At 71.5% G+C, this 16,647-nt stretch carries 16 protein-coding genes; 15 read left to right on the forward strand and 1 reads right to left on the reverse strand.

Annotation, left to right across the window (positions count from 1 at the left end; genetic code table 11):
• Positions 1-11 precede the first annotated feature (11 nt).
• The 6 genes from J2Z30_RS37535 to nusB all read left to right on the forward strand — a co-directional run bounded on the left by J2Z30_RS37535 (position 12) and on the right by nusB (position 5,014).
• Positions 12-494, forward strand: a complete 483-nt coding sequence (locus tag J2Z30_RS37535) for a shikimate kinase (protein WP_044581121.1) — start codon at positions 12-14, stop codon at positions 492-494.
• Complete coding sequence (aroB, locus tag J2Z30_RS37540) at positions 491-1,594, forward strand: 3-dehydroquinate synthase (RefSeq protein WP_078956521.1); 1,104 nt, start codon at positions 491-493, stop codon at positions 1,592-1,594. The genes J2Z30_RS37535 and aroB overlap by 4 nt, the downstream gene beginning before the upstream one ends.
• A gap of 280 nt (positions 1,595-1,874) precedes the next feature.
• Positions 1,875-2,756 (forward strand): Pro-rich N-terminal domain-containing protein, encoded by an 882-nt coding sequence (locus tag J2Z30_RS37545; RefSeq protein WP_044581119.1) that lies wholly within the window; start codon positions 1,875-1,877, stop codon positions 2,754-2,756.
• Positions 2,757-2,815: 59 nt separating this feature from the next.
• Complete coding sequence (locus J2Z30_RS37550; RefSeq protein WP_044568542.1) at positions 2,816-3,928, forward strand: aminopeptidase P family protein; 1,113 nt, start codon at positions 2,816-2,818, stop codon at positions 3,926-3,928.
• A gap of 64 nt (positions 3,929-3,992) precedes the next feature.
• Positions 3,993-4,559: an elongation factor P gene (gene efp, locus J2Z30_RS37555; protein ID WP_020867059.1), complete on the forward strand. Its 567-nt coding sequence runs from the start codon at positions 3,993-3,995 to the stop codon at positions 4,557-4,559.
• Between the two features lie 2 nt (positions 4,560-4,561).
• A complete protein-coding gene (gene nusB, locus J2Z30_RS37560; protein ID WP_044568541.1) occupies positions 4,562-5,014 on the forward strand; it encodes a transcription antitermination factor NusB in 453 nt (150 codons plus the stop codon).
• A 103-nt stretch (positions 5,015-5,117) separates the two neighbouring features.
• Here nusB and bldD read toward each other — a convergent pair whose 3' ends face one another.
• Positions 5,118-5,618 (reverse strand): transcriptional regulator BldD, encoded by a 501-nt coding sequence (gene bldD, locus J2Z30_RS37565; protein ID WP_014056259.1) that lies wholly within the window; start codon positions 5,616-5,618, stop codon positions 5,118-5,120.
• A gap of 222 nt (positions 5,619-5,840) precedes the next feature.
• On the opposite strand from bldD, the gene pyrR reads away from it, so the two are divergent.
• From pyrR to J2Z30_RS37610, 9 genes are all read left to right on the forward strand, one after another.
• Positions 5,841-6,422, forward strand: a complete 582-nt coding sequence (gene pyrR / locus J2Z30_RS37570) for a bifunctional pyr operon transcriptional regulator/uracil phosphoribosyltransferase PyrR (protein ID WP_044568540.1) — start codon at positions 5,841-5,843, stop codon at positions 6,420-6,422.
• A 139-nt stretch (positions 6,423-6,561) separates the two neighbouring features.
• Positions 6,562-7,542, forward strand: coding sequence for an aspartate carbamoyltransferase catalytic subunit (locus J2Z30_RS37575; RefSeq protein WP_044568538.1), 981 nt, complete (start codon positions 6,562-6,564; stop codon positions 7,540-7,542).
• A gap of 2 nt (positions 7,543-7,544) precedes the next feature.
• Complete coding sequence (locus J2Z30_RS37580) at positions 7,545-8,840, forward strand: dihydroorotase (RefSeq protein ID WP_044568537.1); 1,296 nt, start codon at positions 7,545-7,547, stop codon at positions 8,838-8,840.
• Positions 8,837-9,517: a PH-like domain-containing protein gene (locus J2Z30_RS37585; protein WP_044568535.1), complete on the forward strand. Its 681-nt coding sequence runs from the start codon at positions 8,837-8,839 to the stop codon at positions 9,515-9,517. Before J2Z30_RS37580 ends, J2Z30_RS37585 begins: the two co-directional genes overlap by 4 nt.
• Positions 9,514-10,653 carry a glutamine-hydrolyzing carbamoyl-phosphate synthase small subunit gene (gene carA, locus J2Z30_RS37590; RefSeq protein WP_044568534.1) on the forward strand — a complete coding sequence of 380 codons (1,140 nt, stop codon included), beginning with the start codon at positions 9,514-9,516 and terminating at the stop codon, positions 10,651-10,653. Before J2Z30_RS37585 ends, carA begins: the two co-directional genes overlap by 4 nt.
• Complete coding sequence (gene carB, locus J2Z30_RS37595; RefSeq protein ID WP_044568533.1) at positions 10,646-13,957, forward strand: carbamoyl-phosphate synthase large subunit; 3,312 nt, start codon at positions 10,646-10,648, stop codon at positions 13,955-13,957. Before carA ends, carB begins: the two co-directional genes overlap by 8 nt.
• 80 nt (positions 13,958-14,037) lie before the next feature.
• The gene (locus J2Z30_RS37600; protein WP_044568532.1) at positions 14,038-15,153 is read left to right on the forward strand and encodes a quinone-dependent dihydroorotate dehydrogenase; all 1,116 of its coding nucleotides are present in this window, start codon (positions 14,038-14,040) and stop codon (positions 15,151-15,153) included.
• A 103-nt stretch (positions 15,154-15,256) separates the two neighbouring features.
• On the forward strand, positions 15,257-16,120 hold the full coding sequence (pyrF, locus tag J2Z30_RS37605) for an orotidine-5'-phosphate decarboxylase (protein ID WP_044568531.1): 864 nt from the start codon (positions 15,257-15,259) through the stop codon (positions 16,118-16,120).
• A gap of 203 nt (positions 16,121-16,323) precedes the next feature.
• A complete protein-coding gene (locus tag J2Z30_RS37610; RefSeq protein ID WP_009713618.1) occupies positions 16,324-16,647 on the forward strand; it encodes an integration host factor in 324 nt (107 codons plus the stop codon).

A 16,647-nucleotide genomic window follows, 5' to 3' on the forward strand; every position in this document is an offset into this window, starting at 1 on the left:
TGGTCGGGCCCATGGGGGTCGGGAAGACCACCGTCGGGCAGGCGCTCGCGGAGCGGCTCGGCACCACCTTCCGCGACACCGACACCGACATCGTCGACACGGCGGGCAAGGAGATCTCGGAGATCTTCATCGACGAGGGCGAGCCGCACTTCCGCGAGCTGGAGCGGCAGGCGGTGCGGACCGCCGTCGCCGAGCACCGGGGCGTGCTCGCGCTGGGCGGCGGCGCCGTCCTCGACGAGGGCACCCGGGCGCTGCTCACCGGCCTTCCCGTCGTCTTCCTGGAGATGGGTGTCGCCGAGGCCGTCAAGCGCACCGGCCTCGACGCCCCGCGCCCGCTGCTCGCGGTCAATCCGCGCCAGCGCTGGCGCGAGCTGATGGAGCAGCGCCGCCCGCTGTACACCGAGGTCGCCCGCGCCGTGGTGTCGACCGAGGACCGCACCCCCGAGGCCGTCGCCGAGGCCGTCCTGGACGTACTGGAGCTGAAGAACGCATGACACCCCCTGTGGCCGATACCCCTACGCGCATCCAGGTCGGAGGCACCGCGGGCACCGCGCCGTATGAGGTGCTGATCGGCCGGCAGCTGCTCGGCGAGCTTCCCGGGCTGATCGGCGCGCTTGCCAAGCGCGTCGCCGTCCTGCACCCCGAGGCGCTGGCCGAGACCGGTGAGGCGATCCGCCAGGACCTCGCCGAGCAGGGGTACGACGCCATCGCGATCCAGCTGCCCAACGCGGAGGAGGCCAAGACCGCCGAGGTCGCCGCGTACTGCTGGAAGGCGCTCGGCCAGACCGGCTTCACCCGCACCGATGTGATCGTCGGCGTCGGCGGCGGCGCGACCACCGACCTCGCCGGGTTCGTCGCCGCCACCTGGCTGCGCGGAGTGCGCTGGATCGCCGTCCCCACGACCGTGCTCGGCATGGTCGACGCCGCCGTCGGCGGCAAGACCGGGATCAACACGGCCGAGGGCAAGAACCTCGTCGGCGCCTTCCACCCCCCGGCCGGGGTGCTGTGCGATCTGGCCGCGCTGGACTCGCTGCCGGTCAACGACTACGTCAGCGGGCTCGCCGAGGTCATCAAGGCGGGCTTCATCGCCGACCCGGAGATCCTGGAGCTGATCGAGCGGGACCCGGTCGCCGCCCGTACGCCCGCCGGGCCGCACACCGCCGAGCTCATCGAGCGCTCCGTCCGGGTCAAGGCCGAGGTCGTCTCCAGTGACCTCAAGGAGTCCGGGCTGCGGGAGATCCTCAACTACGGGCATACGCTCGCCCACGCCATCGAGAAGAACGAGCGCTACAACTGGCGCCATGGCGCGGCCGTCTCCGTGGGCATGGTCTTCGCCGCCGAGCTGGGCCGGCTGGCGGGCCGTCTGGACGACGCCACGGCCGACCGGCACCGCACCGTCCTGGAGGCCGTGGGCCTGCCGCTCACCTACCGCGGCGACCAGTGGCCCAAGCTGCTGGAGACCATGAAGGTCGACAAGAAGTCCCGCGGTGACCTGCTGCGCTTCATCGTCCTGGACGGTATCGCCAAGCCCACCGTGCTCGAGGGCCCGGACCCGGCGGTGCTGCTCGCGGCGTACGCCGAGGTCTCCGGCTGACCCGGGCCGTAACCGTCCTCCCGCGTCACCACTCTGCCATCGCCTTCGAAAGCCCGCGGCCCCGCCGCGGGCTTTCGAACAGCCCCAAGCCCTCGCGGCTGCGGCCCTTGAGGGACGAAATGCCTGGCTGGCGAGGGGCGGCGCGGACACAGCGGGTTTGCGGTCCGTTCACACAGCGGAGCCTTGGGCAGGTACCGTTCGGTAGGAGCGGCCTCACCGCCGTATCAGCACCTGACAGTTGTCGGACGAGAACTGCCTGTACGAGACGGAGTGCCACCGGATGCAGCATGCAGTGGGAGCTCCGCTGCCACCGCCCCATCAGCCGGGGCCGGTTCCCGGGCCGCAGGGCGCGGGCTGGGCCCAGGGCGCGAGTGCGAGCCATCACCCGGGACCTCACCCCAATCCCCCCGCCCCGCCCGCGCCTCCCGCGGCCGGGCATCCGGTACCGCCCGCGCAGCATCCGGTGTCCCCTCCGCCGGCCCCGCCCGCGCCCCCCGGGGCGCCGCTGGAGACGGTGAACACCACCGGCCATGTCCAACTGCCGCCCGGCGGCCCGGTGCCGCTGCCGCACCCCCCGTCGGACCCGTCGCTCGCCGATGTCTCGCAGGCGGCGGTGGCGGTGCTGCTGATCGGACCGGCCGGGGCGGGCAAGACCACGGTCGCGCGCTACTGGGCCGACCGCCGCCGGGTGCCGACCGCGCACATCAGCCTGGACGATGTGCGGGAGTGGGTGCGGTCCGGCTTCGCCAACCCCCAGTCGGGGTGGAACGAGCACTCCGAGGCGCAGTATCGTCTCGCCCGCCGCACCTGCGGCTTCGCCGCCCGTAACTTCCTGGCCAACGGGATCTCCTGCATCCTCGACGACGCCGTCTTCCCCGACCGCCCGGTCGTCGGCCTCGGCGGCTGGAAGCGCCATGTGGGCCCCGGGCTGCTGCCGGTGGTGGTCCTGCCGGGCCTGGAGATCGTCCTGGAGCGGAACGCGGCCCGCAGCGGGAACCGCCGCCTCAGCGACGAGGAGGTGGCGCGGATCCACGGCCGGATGGCGGGGTGGTACGGCTCCGGCCTGCCCATCATCGACAACTCCACGTACGACGTGGAGACCACGGCCCGCATGCTCGACGAGGTCGTCACCCGCTCCATCGCAAGCCCACCCAGCTGGTAGACCCCCGTCCGGACCCGCTCGACCGGCCGGACCCGACCGGGCTGCGTACGCTCGGGGACATGTCCGAGGTGTACGCGGCCCGACGTGCCCGTCTGCACGATCAGTGCACCGCGGCCGGGAGCGCGGCGGCGCTGGTGTCCCGGCCCGCCAATGTGCGCTATCTGTGCGGCGCCGTGCCGCCCGGGGCCGTGCTGCTGCTCGGCCCCGTCCAGGATGTGCTGGTGGCCACCGAGGTCCCGTCCGCGCCCCCGCTCTCCTCGGGCCCGCCGCGTTCCGACGAGCCGCGGTTGCTGGTGACGCCCGGCGCGGACGGCGATCCGGCCGTGGCCGCCGCCGATCTGGCCGCGGCGGACGGCGCCGAGTCGCTGGCCGTCGAGGAGCACGATCTGACCGTCGCCCGCCATCGGGCGCTCGGTGCCGCCGCCCGCCGCGTCCGCCTCGCCGATCTGGGCCGTGCCGTCGAGCAGTTGCGGCTCATCAAGGACGACGAGGAGATCTCCTGTATGCGGATCGCCGGGGAGCTCGCCGACCAGGCGCTCGGCGAGCTGCTGGAGTCGATCCTGGTGGGCCGCACCGAGCGGCATCTGGCGCTGGAGCTGGAGCGCCGCCTGGTGGACCACGGCGCGGACGGCCCGGCCTTCCCCACCGTGGTCGCGGCGGGGCCCAACGCGGGGCGCCCCGGCCATCTGCCCACCGACCGGAGGGTGGAGGAGGGCGATTTCCTCACCATCTCTCTGGGCGCCGACTACCGCGGCTACCGCTGCCAGGTGGGCCGTACCTTCGTCATCGGCCCCTCGCCCGCGGACTGGCAGGTCGAGCTGTACGATGCCGTCTTCGCCGCTCAGCGGGCCGGGCGGGAGGCGCTGTTGCCGGGCCGGGCGTACCGGGACGTGGACCGGGTGACCCGTCAGGTGCTGACCGCCGCGGGCTTCGGAGACGGGCTGGAACCGTGCACCGGACACGGTGTGGGCCTGGAAATCGACGAGGACCCTCGGCTCACACCGTCCGCCATGGGTAAACTGGACGCTTGTGTGCCGGTCACCGTCGAGCCGGGGGTCCACCTCCCGGGCCGGGGCGGTGTCCGGATCGATGACACGCTCGTCGTCCGCCCCGAGGCGGACGGCGGACCCGAGCTACTCACCATCACGACCAAAGAGCTGCTCGCGCTCTAGCGGAACCGGGCGCGCCCGCGGCTCTCTGGTCTCCACCAGCTGTAGTCCAGGAGATCCCGCAACCGTGGCATCCACGAACGACCTCAAGAACGGCCTTGTGCTCAAGCTCGACGGCGGCCAGCTCTGGTCCGTCGTCGAGTTCCAGCACGTCAAGCCCGGCAAGGGCCCTGCCTTCGTGCGCACCAAGCTCAAGAACGTGCTGTCCGGCAAGGTGGTCGACAAGACCTTCAACGCCGGCGTGAAGGTCGAGACGGCCAATGTCGACAAGCGCGGCATGCAGTTCTCGTACAAGGACGGCGAGAGCTTTGTGTTCATGGACATGGACACCTTCGACCAGATCTACATCACCCCCGAGGTCGTCGGCGACAACGCCCGCTACCTGCTCGAGGGCTTCGAGGCCGTCGTGGCGATGTACGAGGGCAACCCGCTGTACGTCGAGCTGCCCGCCGCCGTCGAGCTGGTGATCGAGTACACCGAGCCGGGCGTCCAGGGCGACCGCTCCACCGGTGGCACCAAGCCCGCCAAGCTGGAAACCGGCTACGAGATCGGTGTGCCGCTGTTCATCACCACCGGTGAGAAGATCAAGGTCGACACCCGCTCCGGTGAGTACCTCGGTCGGGTGAACAACTAACCGTGGCTGCCCGCAACAAGGCCCGTAAGCGCGCCTTCCAGATCCTCTTCGAGGCCGATCAGCGCGGCAGCACCGTGCGGACCGTGCTCGCGGACTGGATCCGGCTCGCCCGGACCGACGACCGGCAGCCGCCGGTCAGCGAATACACGATGCAGCTCGTCGAGGGATACGCCCAGCACATCGAGCGGATCGACGAGCTGATCGCCACCTACGCGGTGGGCTGGACGCTGGACCGGATGCCGGTCGTCGACCGGAACATCCTGCGGCTGGGCGCGTATGAGCTGGTGTGGGAGGACGCGACCCCGGACGCGGTGGTGATCGACGAGGCGGTGCAGCTCGCCAAGGAGTTCTCCACCGATGACTCGCCGGCCTTCGTCAACGGCCTGCTGGGCCGCATCAAGGAGCTGAAGCCGAGTCTGCGTCGCGAGCAGGAGCCCCGGGAGCACCAGGCATAGCCGCGCTCATCACACGACAAAGCCGCCGGGGGCGGTGGAGGACCCAGAAGGGCTCCACTGCCCCCGGCGGCACGTTTCTGCTGGTGAACAGGGAAAGGGGGACTCAGACGTCTTCGTGCTGGACCGCGCGACGGGCGTCGGCGCCCAGCACGCCCCAGCTGATCAGCTGTTCGGTCAGCACGGACGGCGACTGGTCATAGATGACGGCGAGGGTGCGCAGATCGTCCTGACGGATCGAGAGCACCTTGCCGTTGTAGTCACCACGCTGGCTCTGGATGGTCGCGGCGTACCGCTGTAGCGGGCCCGCCTTCTCGACCGGCACATGGGCCAGTCGCTCCAGGTCCAGTACCAGCTTCGGCGGCGGCTCGGCGGCCCCGGCCGGGCTTGTGCCCGGAAGCAACTCCTGCACCGGGACGCCGTAGAAGTCGGCCAGCTCGGCGAGACGCTGCACGGTCACGGCGCGGTCGCCGCGCTCGTACGATCCCACCACCACGGCCTTCCAGCGGCCCTGGGACTTCTCCTCGACACCGTGGAGGGAGAGGCCCTGCTGGGTGCGGATGGCGCGGAGCTTGGCCCCGAGCTGTTTGGCGTATTCGCTGGACATAAAGCTCCCCGGACGCTGTATCGACGTGCGGCTGTGCCGCGCGGCTGGTCACTCACTGTGAGGTTACGCAGCGTAATTTCCATTCGTCAAGCCGAACGGAGCGGAGGGGCTCCGGCCAGGGGCGTTGACGGGGGCGGTCGGTACCCCTGCTAGTGTGAATGGCGCAAATCCGACCGTCCTTTAAGGTCCGTCCCGTGAGGCGGAGAAGGAGGTCCGTTTCGTATGGACGCACACACCTCGGACACCGCGCGCTCGGTGCTGGAAGCACCGGATATCGCGCGCGTTCTCACCCGCATCGCCCACGAGATCGTCGAGCGCGCCAAAGGCGCCGATGACGTGGTGCTGCTCGGCATTCCCACCCGTGGTGTCTTTCTCGCCCGGCGGCTGGCCGCCCGGCTCGAAGAGATCACCGGCAAGCCCGGCCGGATCCCGGTGGGCTCGCTCGACATCACGATGTACCGCGACGACCTGAGGCTGCGCCCGGCCCGCGCACTCGCCCGCACCGAGATCCCCGACGACGGCATCGACGGCCGCCTCGTGGTCCTCGTGGACGATGTGCTCTTCTCCGGCCGCACCATCCGCGCCGCCCTCGACGCCCTCGGCGACATCGGGCGGCCGCGCGCGGTCCAGCTCGCGGTCCTCGTCGACCGCGGCCACCGGGAACTGCCGATCCGCGCCGACTACGTCGGCAAGAACCTCCCCACGTCGCTGCGGGAGACGGTCAAGGTCCAGCTCACCGAGGAGGACGGCCGCGACAGCGTGCTCCTCGGGCTGCGCGAGACCACCCCAGCGGACGGGAAGTAGCGCCTCTCACCGACGGCGAGTGCCGCCCCGGCGACCCCGGGGGAACCCGCCCGACGGACCACCGGTTCCGCCAGGACACCGGTCCCCGCGCCTGCCCGCCCGCACGCCCGCACACCTCCTTCACCCACGGAGCAACCGGATGAAGCGCCACCTCATCTCGGCCGCCGATCTCTCGCGCGACGACGCCGTCCTGATCCTCGACACCGCCGAGGAACTGGCCCGGCTCGCCGACCGGCCGATCAAGAAACTGCCGACCCTGCGCGGCCGTACCGTCGTCAACCTGTTCTTCGAGGACTCCACCCGCACCCGCATCTCCTTCGAGGCGGCCGCCAAGCGGCTGTCCGCCGACGTGATCAACTTTTCCGCCAAGGGATCCTCGGTCTCCAAGGGCGAGTCCCTGAAGGACACCGCGCTCACCCTGGAGGCGATGGGCGCCGACGCCGTGGTGATCCGCCACCACGCCTCCGGCGCCCCGCACCGGCTGGCCACCTCCGGCTGGATCAACGGCGCCGTGGTGAACGCGGGCGACGGCACCCATGAGCACCCCACGCAGGCGCTGCTCGACGCCTTCACCATGCGCCGCCGGCTGGCCTCCGGGGCGTCCGGGGTGGGCCAGGATCTGTCCGGGCGCCGGATCACCATCGTCGGCGACGTCCTGCACAGCCGGGTGGCCCGCTCCAACGTCCATCTGCTGTCCACCCTGGGCGCCGAGGTCACCCTGGTCGCCCCGCCGACGCTGGTCCCCTTCGGCGTGGAGAGCTGGCCCTGCGAGGTCTCCTACGACCTGGACGCGGTGGTCGGCAAGACCGACGCCGTGATGATGCTGCGCGTCCAGCGCGAGCGCATGAACGCCGCGTTCTTCCCCACCGAGCGCGAGTACGCCCGCCGCTACGGCCTGGACGGCGACCGGATGGCGCGGATGCCGGAGCACGCCATCGTGATGCACCCCGGCCCCATGAACCGCGGCATGGAGATCACCGCGGATGTCGCGGACTCCGACCGCTGCACCGCCGTCGAGCAGGTCGCCAACGGCGTCTCGATCCGCATGGCCGTCCTGTATCTGCTGCTCGGCGGGAACGAGTCCGCCGTCGCCGCCGCCCGCACCGAGGAGAGCAAGTGACCATGAGCGACACCCACAAGACGCTGCTGCGCGGGGCGAAGCTGCTCGGTGGTGAGCCGCGCGACGTGCTGATCGAGGGCGAGCGCATCGCCGCGGTCGGCACTGGCCTTGACGCGGACGGCGCCACCGTGATCGACGCCACCGGACAGATCCTGCTGCCGGGTCTGGTCGACCTCCACACCCATCTGCGCGAGCCCGGCCGAGAGGACTCCGAGACGGTCCTCACCGGCACCCGGGCCGCCGCCATCGGCGGTTTCACCGCGGTCCACGCCATGGCCAACACCTTCCCCGTGGCCGACACCGCGGGCGTCGTCGAGCAGGTGTGGCGGCTGGGCAGGGAGTCCGGCTACTGCGACGTCCAGCCCATCGGGGCGGTGACCGTGGGCCTGGAGGGCAAGAAGCTCGCCGAGCTGGGCGCGATGCACGACTCCGCCGCCGGGGTGCGGGTCTTCTCCGACGACGGCAAGTGCGTGGACGACGCGGTGATCATGCGCCGCGCGCTGGAGTATGTGAAGGCGTTCGACGGCGTCATCGCCCAGCACGCCCAGGAGCCCCGCCTCACCGAGGGCGCCCAGATGAACGAGGGCGTCGTCTCCGCCGAGCTGGGCCTGGGCGGCTGGCCGGCCGTCGCCGAGGAGTCGATCATCGCCCGCGATGTGCTGCTCGCCGCCCACGTCGGCTCCCGGGTGCACATCTGCCATCTGTCCACCGCGGGCTCGGTCGAGATCGTCCGCTGGGCCAAGTCCAAGGGCTGGAACGTCACCGCCGAGGTCACCCCGCACCACCTGCTCCTGACCGACGAGCTCGTACGCTCCTACGACCCCGTCTTCAAGGTGAACCCGCCGCTGCGCACCGAGGCCGATGTGATGGCGCTGCGCGAGGCGCTCGCCGACGGCACCATCGACTGTGTGGCCACCGACCACGCCCCGCATCCGCACGAGGACAAGGACTGCGAGTGGGGTGCGGCGGCCATGGGCATGGTGGGTCTGGAGACGGCGCTGTCCGTGGTCCAGCACACCATGGTGGACACCGGGCTGCTGGACTGGACGGGCGTCGCCGACCGGATGTCGGCGCGGCCCTCGGCCATCGGCCGCCTGACCGGCCACGGCCGTCCCGTCGCCGCCGGGGAGCCCGCCAACCTCACCCTGCTCGACTCGGCTTACCGTGGTGTGGTGAACCCCGCGGGCTTCGCCTCCCGCAGCCGCAACACCCCCTACGAGGGCCGCGAACTGCCGGGCCGCGTGACGCACACCTTCCTGCGGGGCCGGGCGACGGTTGTGGACGGGAAGCTGGCGTGACGACTCCGAGTCATCCGGTGGCGGGCCTCGCGGGATTCGCGGGCCTCGCGGCCGAGCAGAAATCGCAGGACGTGACGGACTGGGCCGCCCGCCTCGGCTGGGTCGTCGGGCTGCTGCTGGTCATCGCGCTGGTCTACTGGCTGATGCGCGAGGGCTGGAAGTGGCGCGGCACCCTCCAGGGCGACCTCCCCGAGCTGCCCCAGGCCCCGGCCGAGCCCGGCGAGCCTGCGCTCGCCCACCCGTCGCCCACCGCCCACCCGTCGCCCACCGCCACCCTCAACGGAAAGCCCCTTGCACTCAGCGGCCGCTACCACGGCTCCACCACCGCCGGGCAGTGGCTGGACCGGATCGTCGCCCATGGCCTCGGCACCCGCAGCCGGGCCGAGCTCACCCTCACCGACCAGGGCGTGAGCGTCGTACGGCCGGGCGCGCAGGACTTCTTCATCCCCGCCGCCGAGCTGCGCGGCGCCCGGCTGGACAAGGGCATCGCGGGCAAGGTCCTCGCCGAGGGCGGGCTGCTGGTGATCACCTGGAGCCACGGTGACCGGCTGATCGACTCCGGCTTCCGCTCCGACCACGCGGCCGAGCACACCGCGTGGGTGGACGCCCTCACCGAACTCTCCGGCGGCCCCAGCGAAGCGGCCGCCACCTCGCACGACACGGAAGGTTCACGATGACCACCTCCAACAGGGGGGCCACGAGCCCCGCAGTCCTCGTCCTGGAGGACGGCCGCACCTTCCGCGGCCGGGCCTACGGGGCCGTGGGGGAGACCTTCGGCGAGGCCGTGTTCTCCACCGGGATGACCGGCTACCAGGAGACCCTGACCGACCCCTCCTACCACCGCCAGGTCGTCGTGATGACCGCCCCCCACATCGGGAACACCGGCGTCAACGACGAGGACCCGGAGTCGAAGCGGATCTGGGTCTCCGGCTACGTCGTGCGCGACCCGGCCCGTACGCCCTCCAACTGGCGCTCCCGCCGCTCGCTCGACGAGGAGCTCGGCGCCCAGGGCGTCGTCGGCATCAGCGGGATCGACACCCGTGCCCTCACCCGCCATCTGCGCGAGCGCGGCGCCATGCGCGTGGGCATCTTCTCCGGCGGGGCACTCGCCGACGAGGCCGCGCTGCTGGCGAAGGTGCGGGAAGCCCCCCAGATGAAGGGCGCCGACCTCAGCGGCGAGGTGGCCACCGAGGAGGCCTACGTCGTCCCGGCCATCGGCACCAAGAAGTTCACCGTCGCCGCCATCGACCTGGGCATCAAGGGCATGACCCCGCAGCGGATGGCCGAGCGCGGCATCGAGGTGCACGTGCTGCCCGCGACCGCCACCGCCGAGGACGTCTACGCGGTGAACCCGGACGGGGTCTTCTTCTCCAACGGCCCCGGCGACCCGGCCACCGCCGAGCACCCCGTATCCCTGATGCGGGCCGTCCTCGAGCGCGCCACGCCGCTGTTCGGCATCTGCTTCGGCAACCAGATCCTCGGCCGCGCGCTCGGCTTCGGCACCTTCAAGCTGAAGTACGGCCACCGCGGGATCAACCAGCCGGTGCAGGACCGCACCACCGGGAAGGTGGAGGTCACCGCCCACAACCACGGCTTCGCCGTGGACGCCCCGCTCGACGCGCCGTCCGACACCCCCTTCGGCCGCGCCGAGGTCTCCCATGTCTGCCTCAACGACAACGTGGTCGAGGGGCTGCGGCTGCTCGACCGCCCCGCGTTCAGCGTCCAGTACCACCCCGAAGCCGCCGCCGGTCCGCATGACGCCGCGTACCTTTTCGACCGCTTCGTGTCCCTGATGGAGGGCCAGCGTGCCTAAGCGCACCGACATCCAGTCCGTTCTGGTCATCGGCTCCGGCCCGATCGTCATCGGCCAGGCCGCCGAGTTCGACTACTCCGGCACCCAGGCGTGCCGGGTGCTGAAGGCCGAGGGCCTGCGGGTCATCCTGGTCAACTCCAACCCGGCCACGATCATGACCGACCCGGAGATCGCCGACGCCACCTATGTCGAGCCGATCACCCCGGAGTACGTCGAGAAGATCATCGCCAAGGAGCGCCCCGACGCGCTGCTGCCCACCCTCGGCGGTCAGACCGCGCTCAACACCGCGATCTCCCTCCATGAGGCGGGCACCCTCGAGGAGTACGCCGTCGAGCTGATCGGCGCCAATGTCGAGGCGATCAACAAGGGCGAGGACCGCGACCTCTTCAAGGACGTCGTCGAGGCCGTCCACGCCAAGATCGGCCACGGTGAGTCCGCCCGCTCGGTCATCTGCCACTCCATGGACGACGTCCTCGCGGGCGTCGACCAGCTCGGCGGCTACCCGGTCGTGGTCCGCCCCTCCTTCACCATGGGCGGCGCGGGCTCCGGCTTTGCCCACGACGAGGACGAGCTGCGCCGTATCGCCGGACAGGGTCTGGCCCTCTCGCCGACCACCGAGGTGCTCCTGGAGGAGTCCATCCTCGGCTGGAAGGAGTACGAGCTGGAGCTGATGCGCGACCGCAACGACAATGTCGTGGTCGTCTGCTCCATCGAGAACTTCGACCCCATGGGCGTGCACACCGGTGACTCGATCACCGTCGCCCCGGCGATGACGCTCACCGACCGCGAGTACCAGATCCTGCGGGACATCGGCATCGCCGTCATCCGCGAGGTCGGCGTCGACACCGGCGGCTGCAACATCCAGTTCGCGGTCAACCCCGAGGACGGCCGGGTCATCGTCATCGAGATGAACCCGCGCGTCTCCCGCTCCTCGGCACTCGCCTCCAAGGCCACCGGCTTCCCCATCGCCAAGATCGCCGCGAAGCTGGCCGTCGGCTACACCCTGGACGAGATCCCCAACGACATCACCCAGGAGACCCCGGCGTCCTTCGAGCCCACGCTCGACTACGTCGTGGTCAAGGTGCCGCGCTTCGCCTTCGAGAAGTTCCCGGCCGCCGACGCCCGGCTCACCACCACCATGAAGTCGGTCGGCGAGGCCATGGCCATCGGCCGCAACTTCACCGAGGCGCTGCAGAAGGCGCTGCGCTCGCTGGAGAAGAAGGGCAGCCAGTTCGACTTCACCGGCGAGCCCGGGACGAAGTCCGAGCTGCTCCAGGCGGCGGTCGTGCCCACCGATGGCCGGATCAACACCGTGATGCGGGCCATCCGCGCCGGAGCCACCCCCGAGGAGGTCTTCGACGCCACGAAGATCGACCCGTGGTTCGTGGACCAGCTCTTCCTGATCAAGGAGGTCGCGGACGAGATCGCCGCCGCCGACAAGCTCGGCCCAGAGCTGCTCGCCGAGGCCAAGCGGCACGGCTTCTCCGACGCCCAGATCGCCGGGATCCGCTCGCTGCGCGAGGACGTGGTCCGCGAGGTGCGGCACGCGCTGGGCATCCGGCCCGTCTACAAGACGGTCGACACCTGCGCCGCCGAGTTCGCCGCCCGGACCCCGTACTTCTACTCCTCCTACGACGAGGAGTCCGAGGTCGCCCCGCGCGAGACCCCCGCGGTGATCATCCTCGGCTCGGGCCCCAACCGCATCGGCCAGGGCATCGAGTTCGACTACTCCTGCGTCCACGCCTCCTTCGCGCTGCATGACGCGGGCTATGAGACCGTCATGGTCAACTGCAACCCGGAGACCGTCTCCACCGACTACGACACCTCCGACCGGCTCTACTTCGAGCCGCTCACCCTGGAGGACGTACTGGAGATCGTCCACGCGGAAACGCAGGCGGGCCCGGTGGCCGGGGTGATCGTCCAGCTCGGCGGCCAGACCCCGCTGGGCCTGGCCCAGGCGCTCAAGGACAACGGCGTGCCGATCGTCGGCACCTCGCCCGAGGCGATCAACCTCGCCGAGGAGCGCGGCGCCTTCGGCCGGGTGCTCACCGAGGCCGGGCTGCCCGCGCCCAAGTACGGCACCGCCTTCTCCTTCGAGCAGGCCAAGGGCATCGCCGCCGAGATCGGCTACCCGGTCATGGTCCGGCCCTCCTACGTGCTCGGCGGCCGCGGCATGGAGATCGTCTACGACGAGCCCTCGCTCGCCGCGTACCTGGAGCGGCACGCCGGGCTGATCTCCGAGCACCCCGTGCTGATCGACCGCTTCCTCGACGACGCCATAGAAATCGACGTGGACGCGCTCTACGACGGCGAGGAGCTCTACCTCGGCGGCGTCATGGAGCACATCGAGGAGGCCGGGATCCACTCCGGCGACTCGGCCTGCGCCCTGCCCCCGATCACCCTCGGCGGCTTCGACATCAAGCGGCTGCGCGCCTCGACCGAGGCCATCGCGCGCGGGGTCGGCGTCCGCGGGCTGATCAACATCCAGTTCGCGATGGCCGGGGACATCCTCTATGTGCTGGAGGCCAACCCGCGTGCCTCCCGTACCGTCCCCTTCACCTCCAAGGCCACCGCCGTCCCCCTGGCCAAGGCCGCGGCCCGGATCTCGCTGGGCGCCACCATCGCCGAGCTGCGCGCCGAGGGGCTGCTGCCCTCCGGCGGCGACGGCGGCACGCTGCCGATGGACGCGCCGATCTCCGTCAAGGAGGCCGTGATGCCCTGGAGCCGGTTCCGGGACGCCTCCGGGCGCGGGGTGGACACCATCCTCGGCCCGGAGATGCGCTCCACCGGCGAGGTCATGGGCATCGACTCGGTCTTCGGCGCGGCCTACGCCAAGTCACAGGCCGGGGCGTACGGCGCGCTGCCGACCAAGGGGCGCGCGTTCGTCTCCGTCGCCAACCGCGACAAGCGCTCGATGATCTTCCCGGCCCGGGAGCTGGTCGGCCTCGGCTTCGAGCTGCTGGCCACCTCGGGCACCGCGGAGGTGCTCAAGCGCAACGGGATCAACGCGACCGTGGTGCGCAAGCACAGCGAGGGCGAGGGCCCGAACGGCGAGAAGACCATCGTCCAGCTCATCCACGAGGGCGAGGTCGACCTGATCGTCAACACCCCGTACGGCACCGGCGGCCGGCTCGACGGCTATGACATCCGTACGGCGTCCGTCGCCCGCGGCGTCCCGTGCCTGACCACCGTCCAGGCGCTCGCGGCCGCCGTGCAGGGCATCGAGGCGCTGGGCCGGGGCGCGGTCGGCGTCCGGTCGCTCCAGGAACACGCGGAACATCTGACCGCCGCCCGCGAGGAGTGAGGCGAGGGAGGGGGACACCGGCCGGTGTCCCCCTCCCCGCTTCGCGAGCCTCCCTTCCCGCCGTGCGCAGAAAGCCCCTCATGTACTCGCTGCTCTTCAACCTGCTCTTCCGGCGCATGGACCCGGAGAAGGCCCACCACCTGGCCTTCGGCTGGATCCGGCTGGCCGCCCGCGTCCCCGTCCTGCGGACCTTCGCCGCCGCTGTCCTCGCCCCCCGCCACAAGGCGCTGCGCACCGAGGCGCTGGGCCTGCGGATGCACGGGCCCTTCGGGCTCGCCGCCGGATTCGACAAGAACGCCGCCGGGATCGACGGCATGGCCATGCTGGGCTTCGACCATGTCGAGATCGGCACGGTCACCGCCCAGCCGCAGCCCGGCAACCCCAAGCGGCGGCTCTTCCGGCTGGTCGCCGACCGCGCCCTGATCAACCGGATGGGCTTCAACAACGAGGGCTCGGCGGCGGTCGCGGCCCGCCTCGCGGCCCGGCGCCCGGCCTTCCGCACGACGGTCGGCGTCAACATCGGCAAGACGAAGGTCGTCCCGGAGGCGGAGGCCGTCGCCGACTATGTGACGTCCACCGAGCGGCTCGCCGCCCACGCCGACTACCTCGTCGTCAACGTCTCCTCGCCCAACACCCCCGGACTGCGGAATCTCCAGGCCGTGGACCATCTGCGGCCGCTGCTGACCGCGGTCCGAGAGGCCGCGGACCGTACGGTCACCCGTCGCAAGGTGCCACTTCTGGTCAAAATCGCGCCGGATCTCGCCGACGAGGACGTGGACGCGGTCGCCGATCTGGCGGTCGAGCTCGGCCTGGACGGCATCATCGCGACGAACACCACCATCGCGCGCGACGGCCTCGGCCTCACCTCCCCCGCCCGGCTCACCGCCGAGACCGGCGGCCTGTCCGGCGCGCCCCTCAAGGCGCGCTCCCTGGAGGTGCTGCGCCGTCTGTACGCCCGGGTGGGGGACCGGCTGACCCTGGTCGGGGTCGGCGGGGTCGAGACCGCGGACGACGTCTGGGAGCGCATCCTCGCGGGGGCGACCCTGGTACAGGGCTACAGCGCGTTCATCTACCGCGGGCCGTTCTGGACCCGCGAGATCCACCACGGCCTGGCGGCCCGCCTGGCCGCGAGCCCGTACGCCACCCTCGCCGAGGCCGTCGGCGCGGCCGTCCCGCCCAGCCCCTCCGGCGATTGAGGAGCGGGGCCCGGGGCGGAGCCCCGGCGGGGGAGTGGGGGCGGGAGCCCCCACGGTTGGGCAATCGGCAGGACACCCCGTACGCATTCCGAAGGAGAGACCGATGACGACACCCGCACCCGCCCCCTTCGGCACCCGGCTGCGGGCCGCCATGGACGCCCGCGGCCCGCTCTGCGTCGGCATCGACCCGCACCCCTCCCTGCTCGCCGACTGGGGCCTGGGGGACGATGTGGCCGGTCTGGAGCGGTTCACCCGGACCGTCGTGGACGCCCTCGCCGGGCGGGTCGCCGTCCTCAAGCCGCAGTCGGCCTTCTTCGAGCGGTTCGGCTCCCGCGGCATCGCGGTGCTGGAGCGGGCCGTGGCCGACGCCCGCGCCGCCGGGGCGCTGGTGCTGATGGACGCCAAGCGCGGCGACATCGGCTCGACCATGGCCGCGTACGCCTCCGCCTATCTGGATCCGGCCGGTCCGCTCTTCTCGGACGCGGTCACCGTCAGCCCCTACCTCGGCTTCGGCTCGCTGCGCCCGGCGCTGGACGCGGCGCGGGCGGCGGGGGCGGGCGTCTTCGCGCTGGCGCTGACGTCCAACCCGGAGGGCGCCGAGGTGCAGCATGCGGTACGGCCCGACGGGACGACCGTGGCGGCCTCCGTGCTGACCGCGCTCAAGGCCGAGAACGCCGCCGAGGCCGCCGAGGGCCGCCTCGGCTCGTACGGGGCCGTCGTCGGGGCCACGCTCGGCGGCACCGCGCACCGGCTGGGCGCCGATCTGGCGATCGACGGGCCGCTGCTGGCCCCCGGCATCGGGGCCCAGGGGGCGACCCCCGCCGATCTTCCGGCGGTCTTCGGCGCGGCGGTGCGAAATGTCGTGCCGAGCGTCAGCCGGGGGGTGCTCCGGCACGGTCCGGACGCCGCGTCGCTGGTCGCGGCGGCCTCCCGAATGGCTGATGAAGTGCGGGCCGTGGCCGAATAACCCGGCTACTTTGTCCGTAAATGTCCGAGTCGAGCGAGTCTGACCAGGACTTTTCGTCTGTTCTCGCTGACTGGAGCGGGATCGGCCGCTAGTCTCCGACGAGAGCGAACGCGCGCTGCGTTGCGCGTTGCTCCCCAGGTGAGGGCCGACTAGGTTCCTCACCGGTCCATATCCGACAGTTCGACATCCGAGGTGACGTAGGCGTGGCTCTTCCGCCCCTTACCCCTGAACAGCGCGCAGCCGCGCTAGAAAAGGCCGCCGCGGCTCGCCGGGAGCGCGCCGAGGTCAAGAATCGACTCAAGCACTCCGGCGCCTCCCTGCACGAGGTCATCAAGCAGGGCCAGGAGAACGATGTCATCGGCAAGATGAAGGTGTCCGCTCTCCTCGAGTCCCTGCCCGGCGTCGGCAAGGTCCGCGCCAAGCAGATCATGGAGCGGCTCGGCATCTCCGAGAGCCGTCGTGTGCGGGGTCTGGGCTCCAACCAGATCGCGTCGCTCGAGCGTGAGTTCGGCGGCGCCGCCGGCTGA

The sequence above is a fragment of the Streptomyces iranensis genome, assembly GCF_017874715.1.
Taxonomy (GTDB): Bacteria; Actinomycetota; Actinomycetes; order Streptomycetales; family Streptomycetaceae; genus Streptomyces; species Streptomyces iranensis.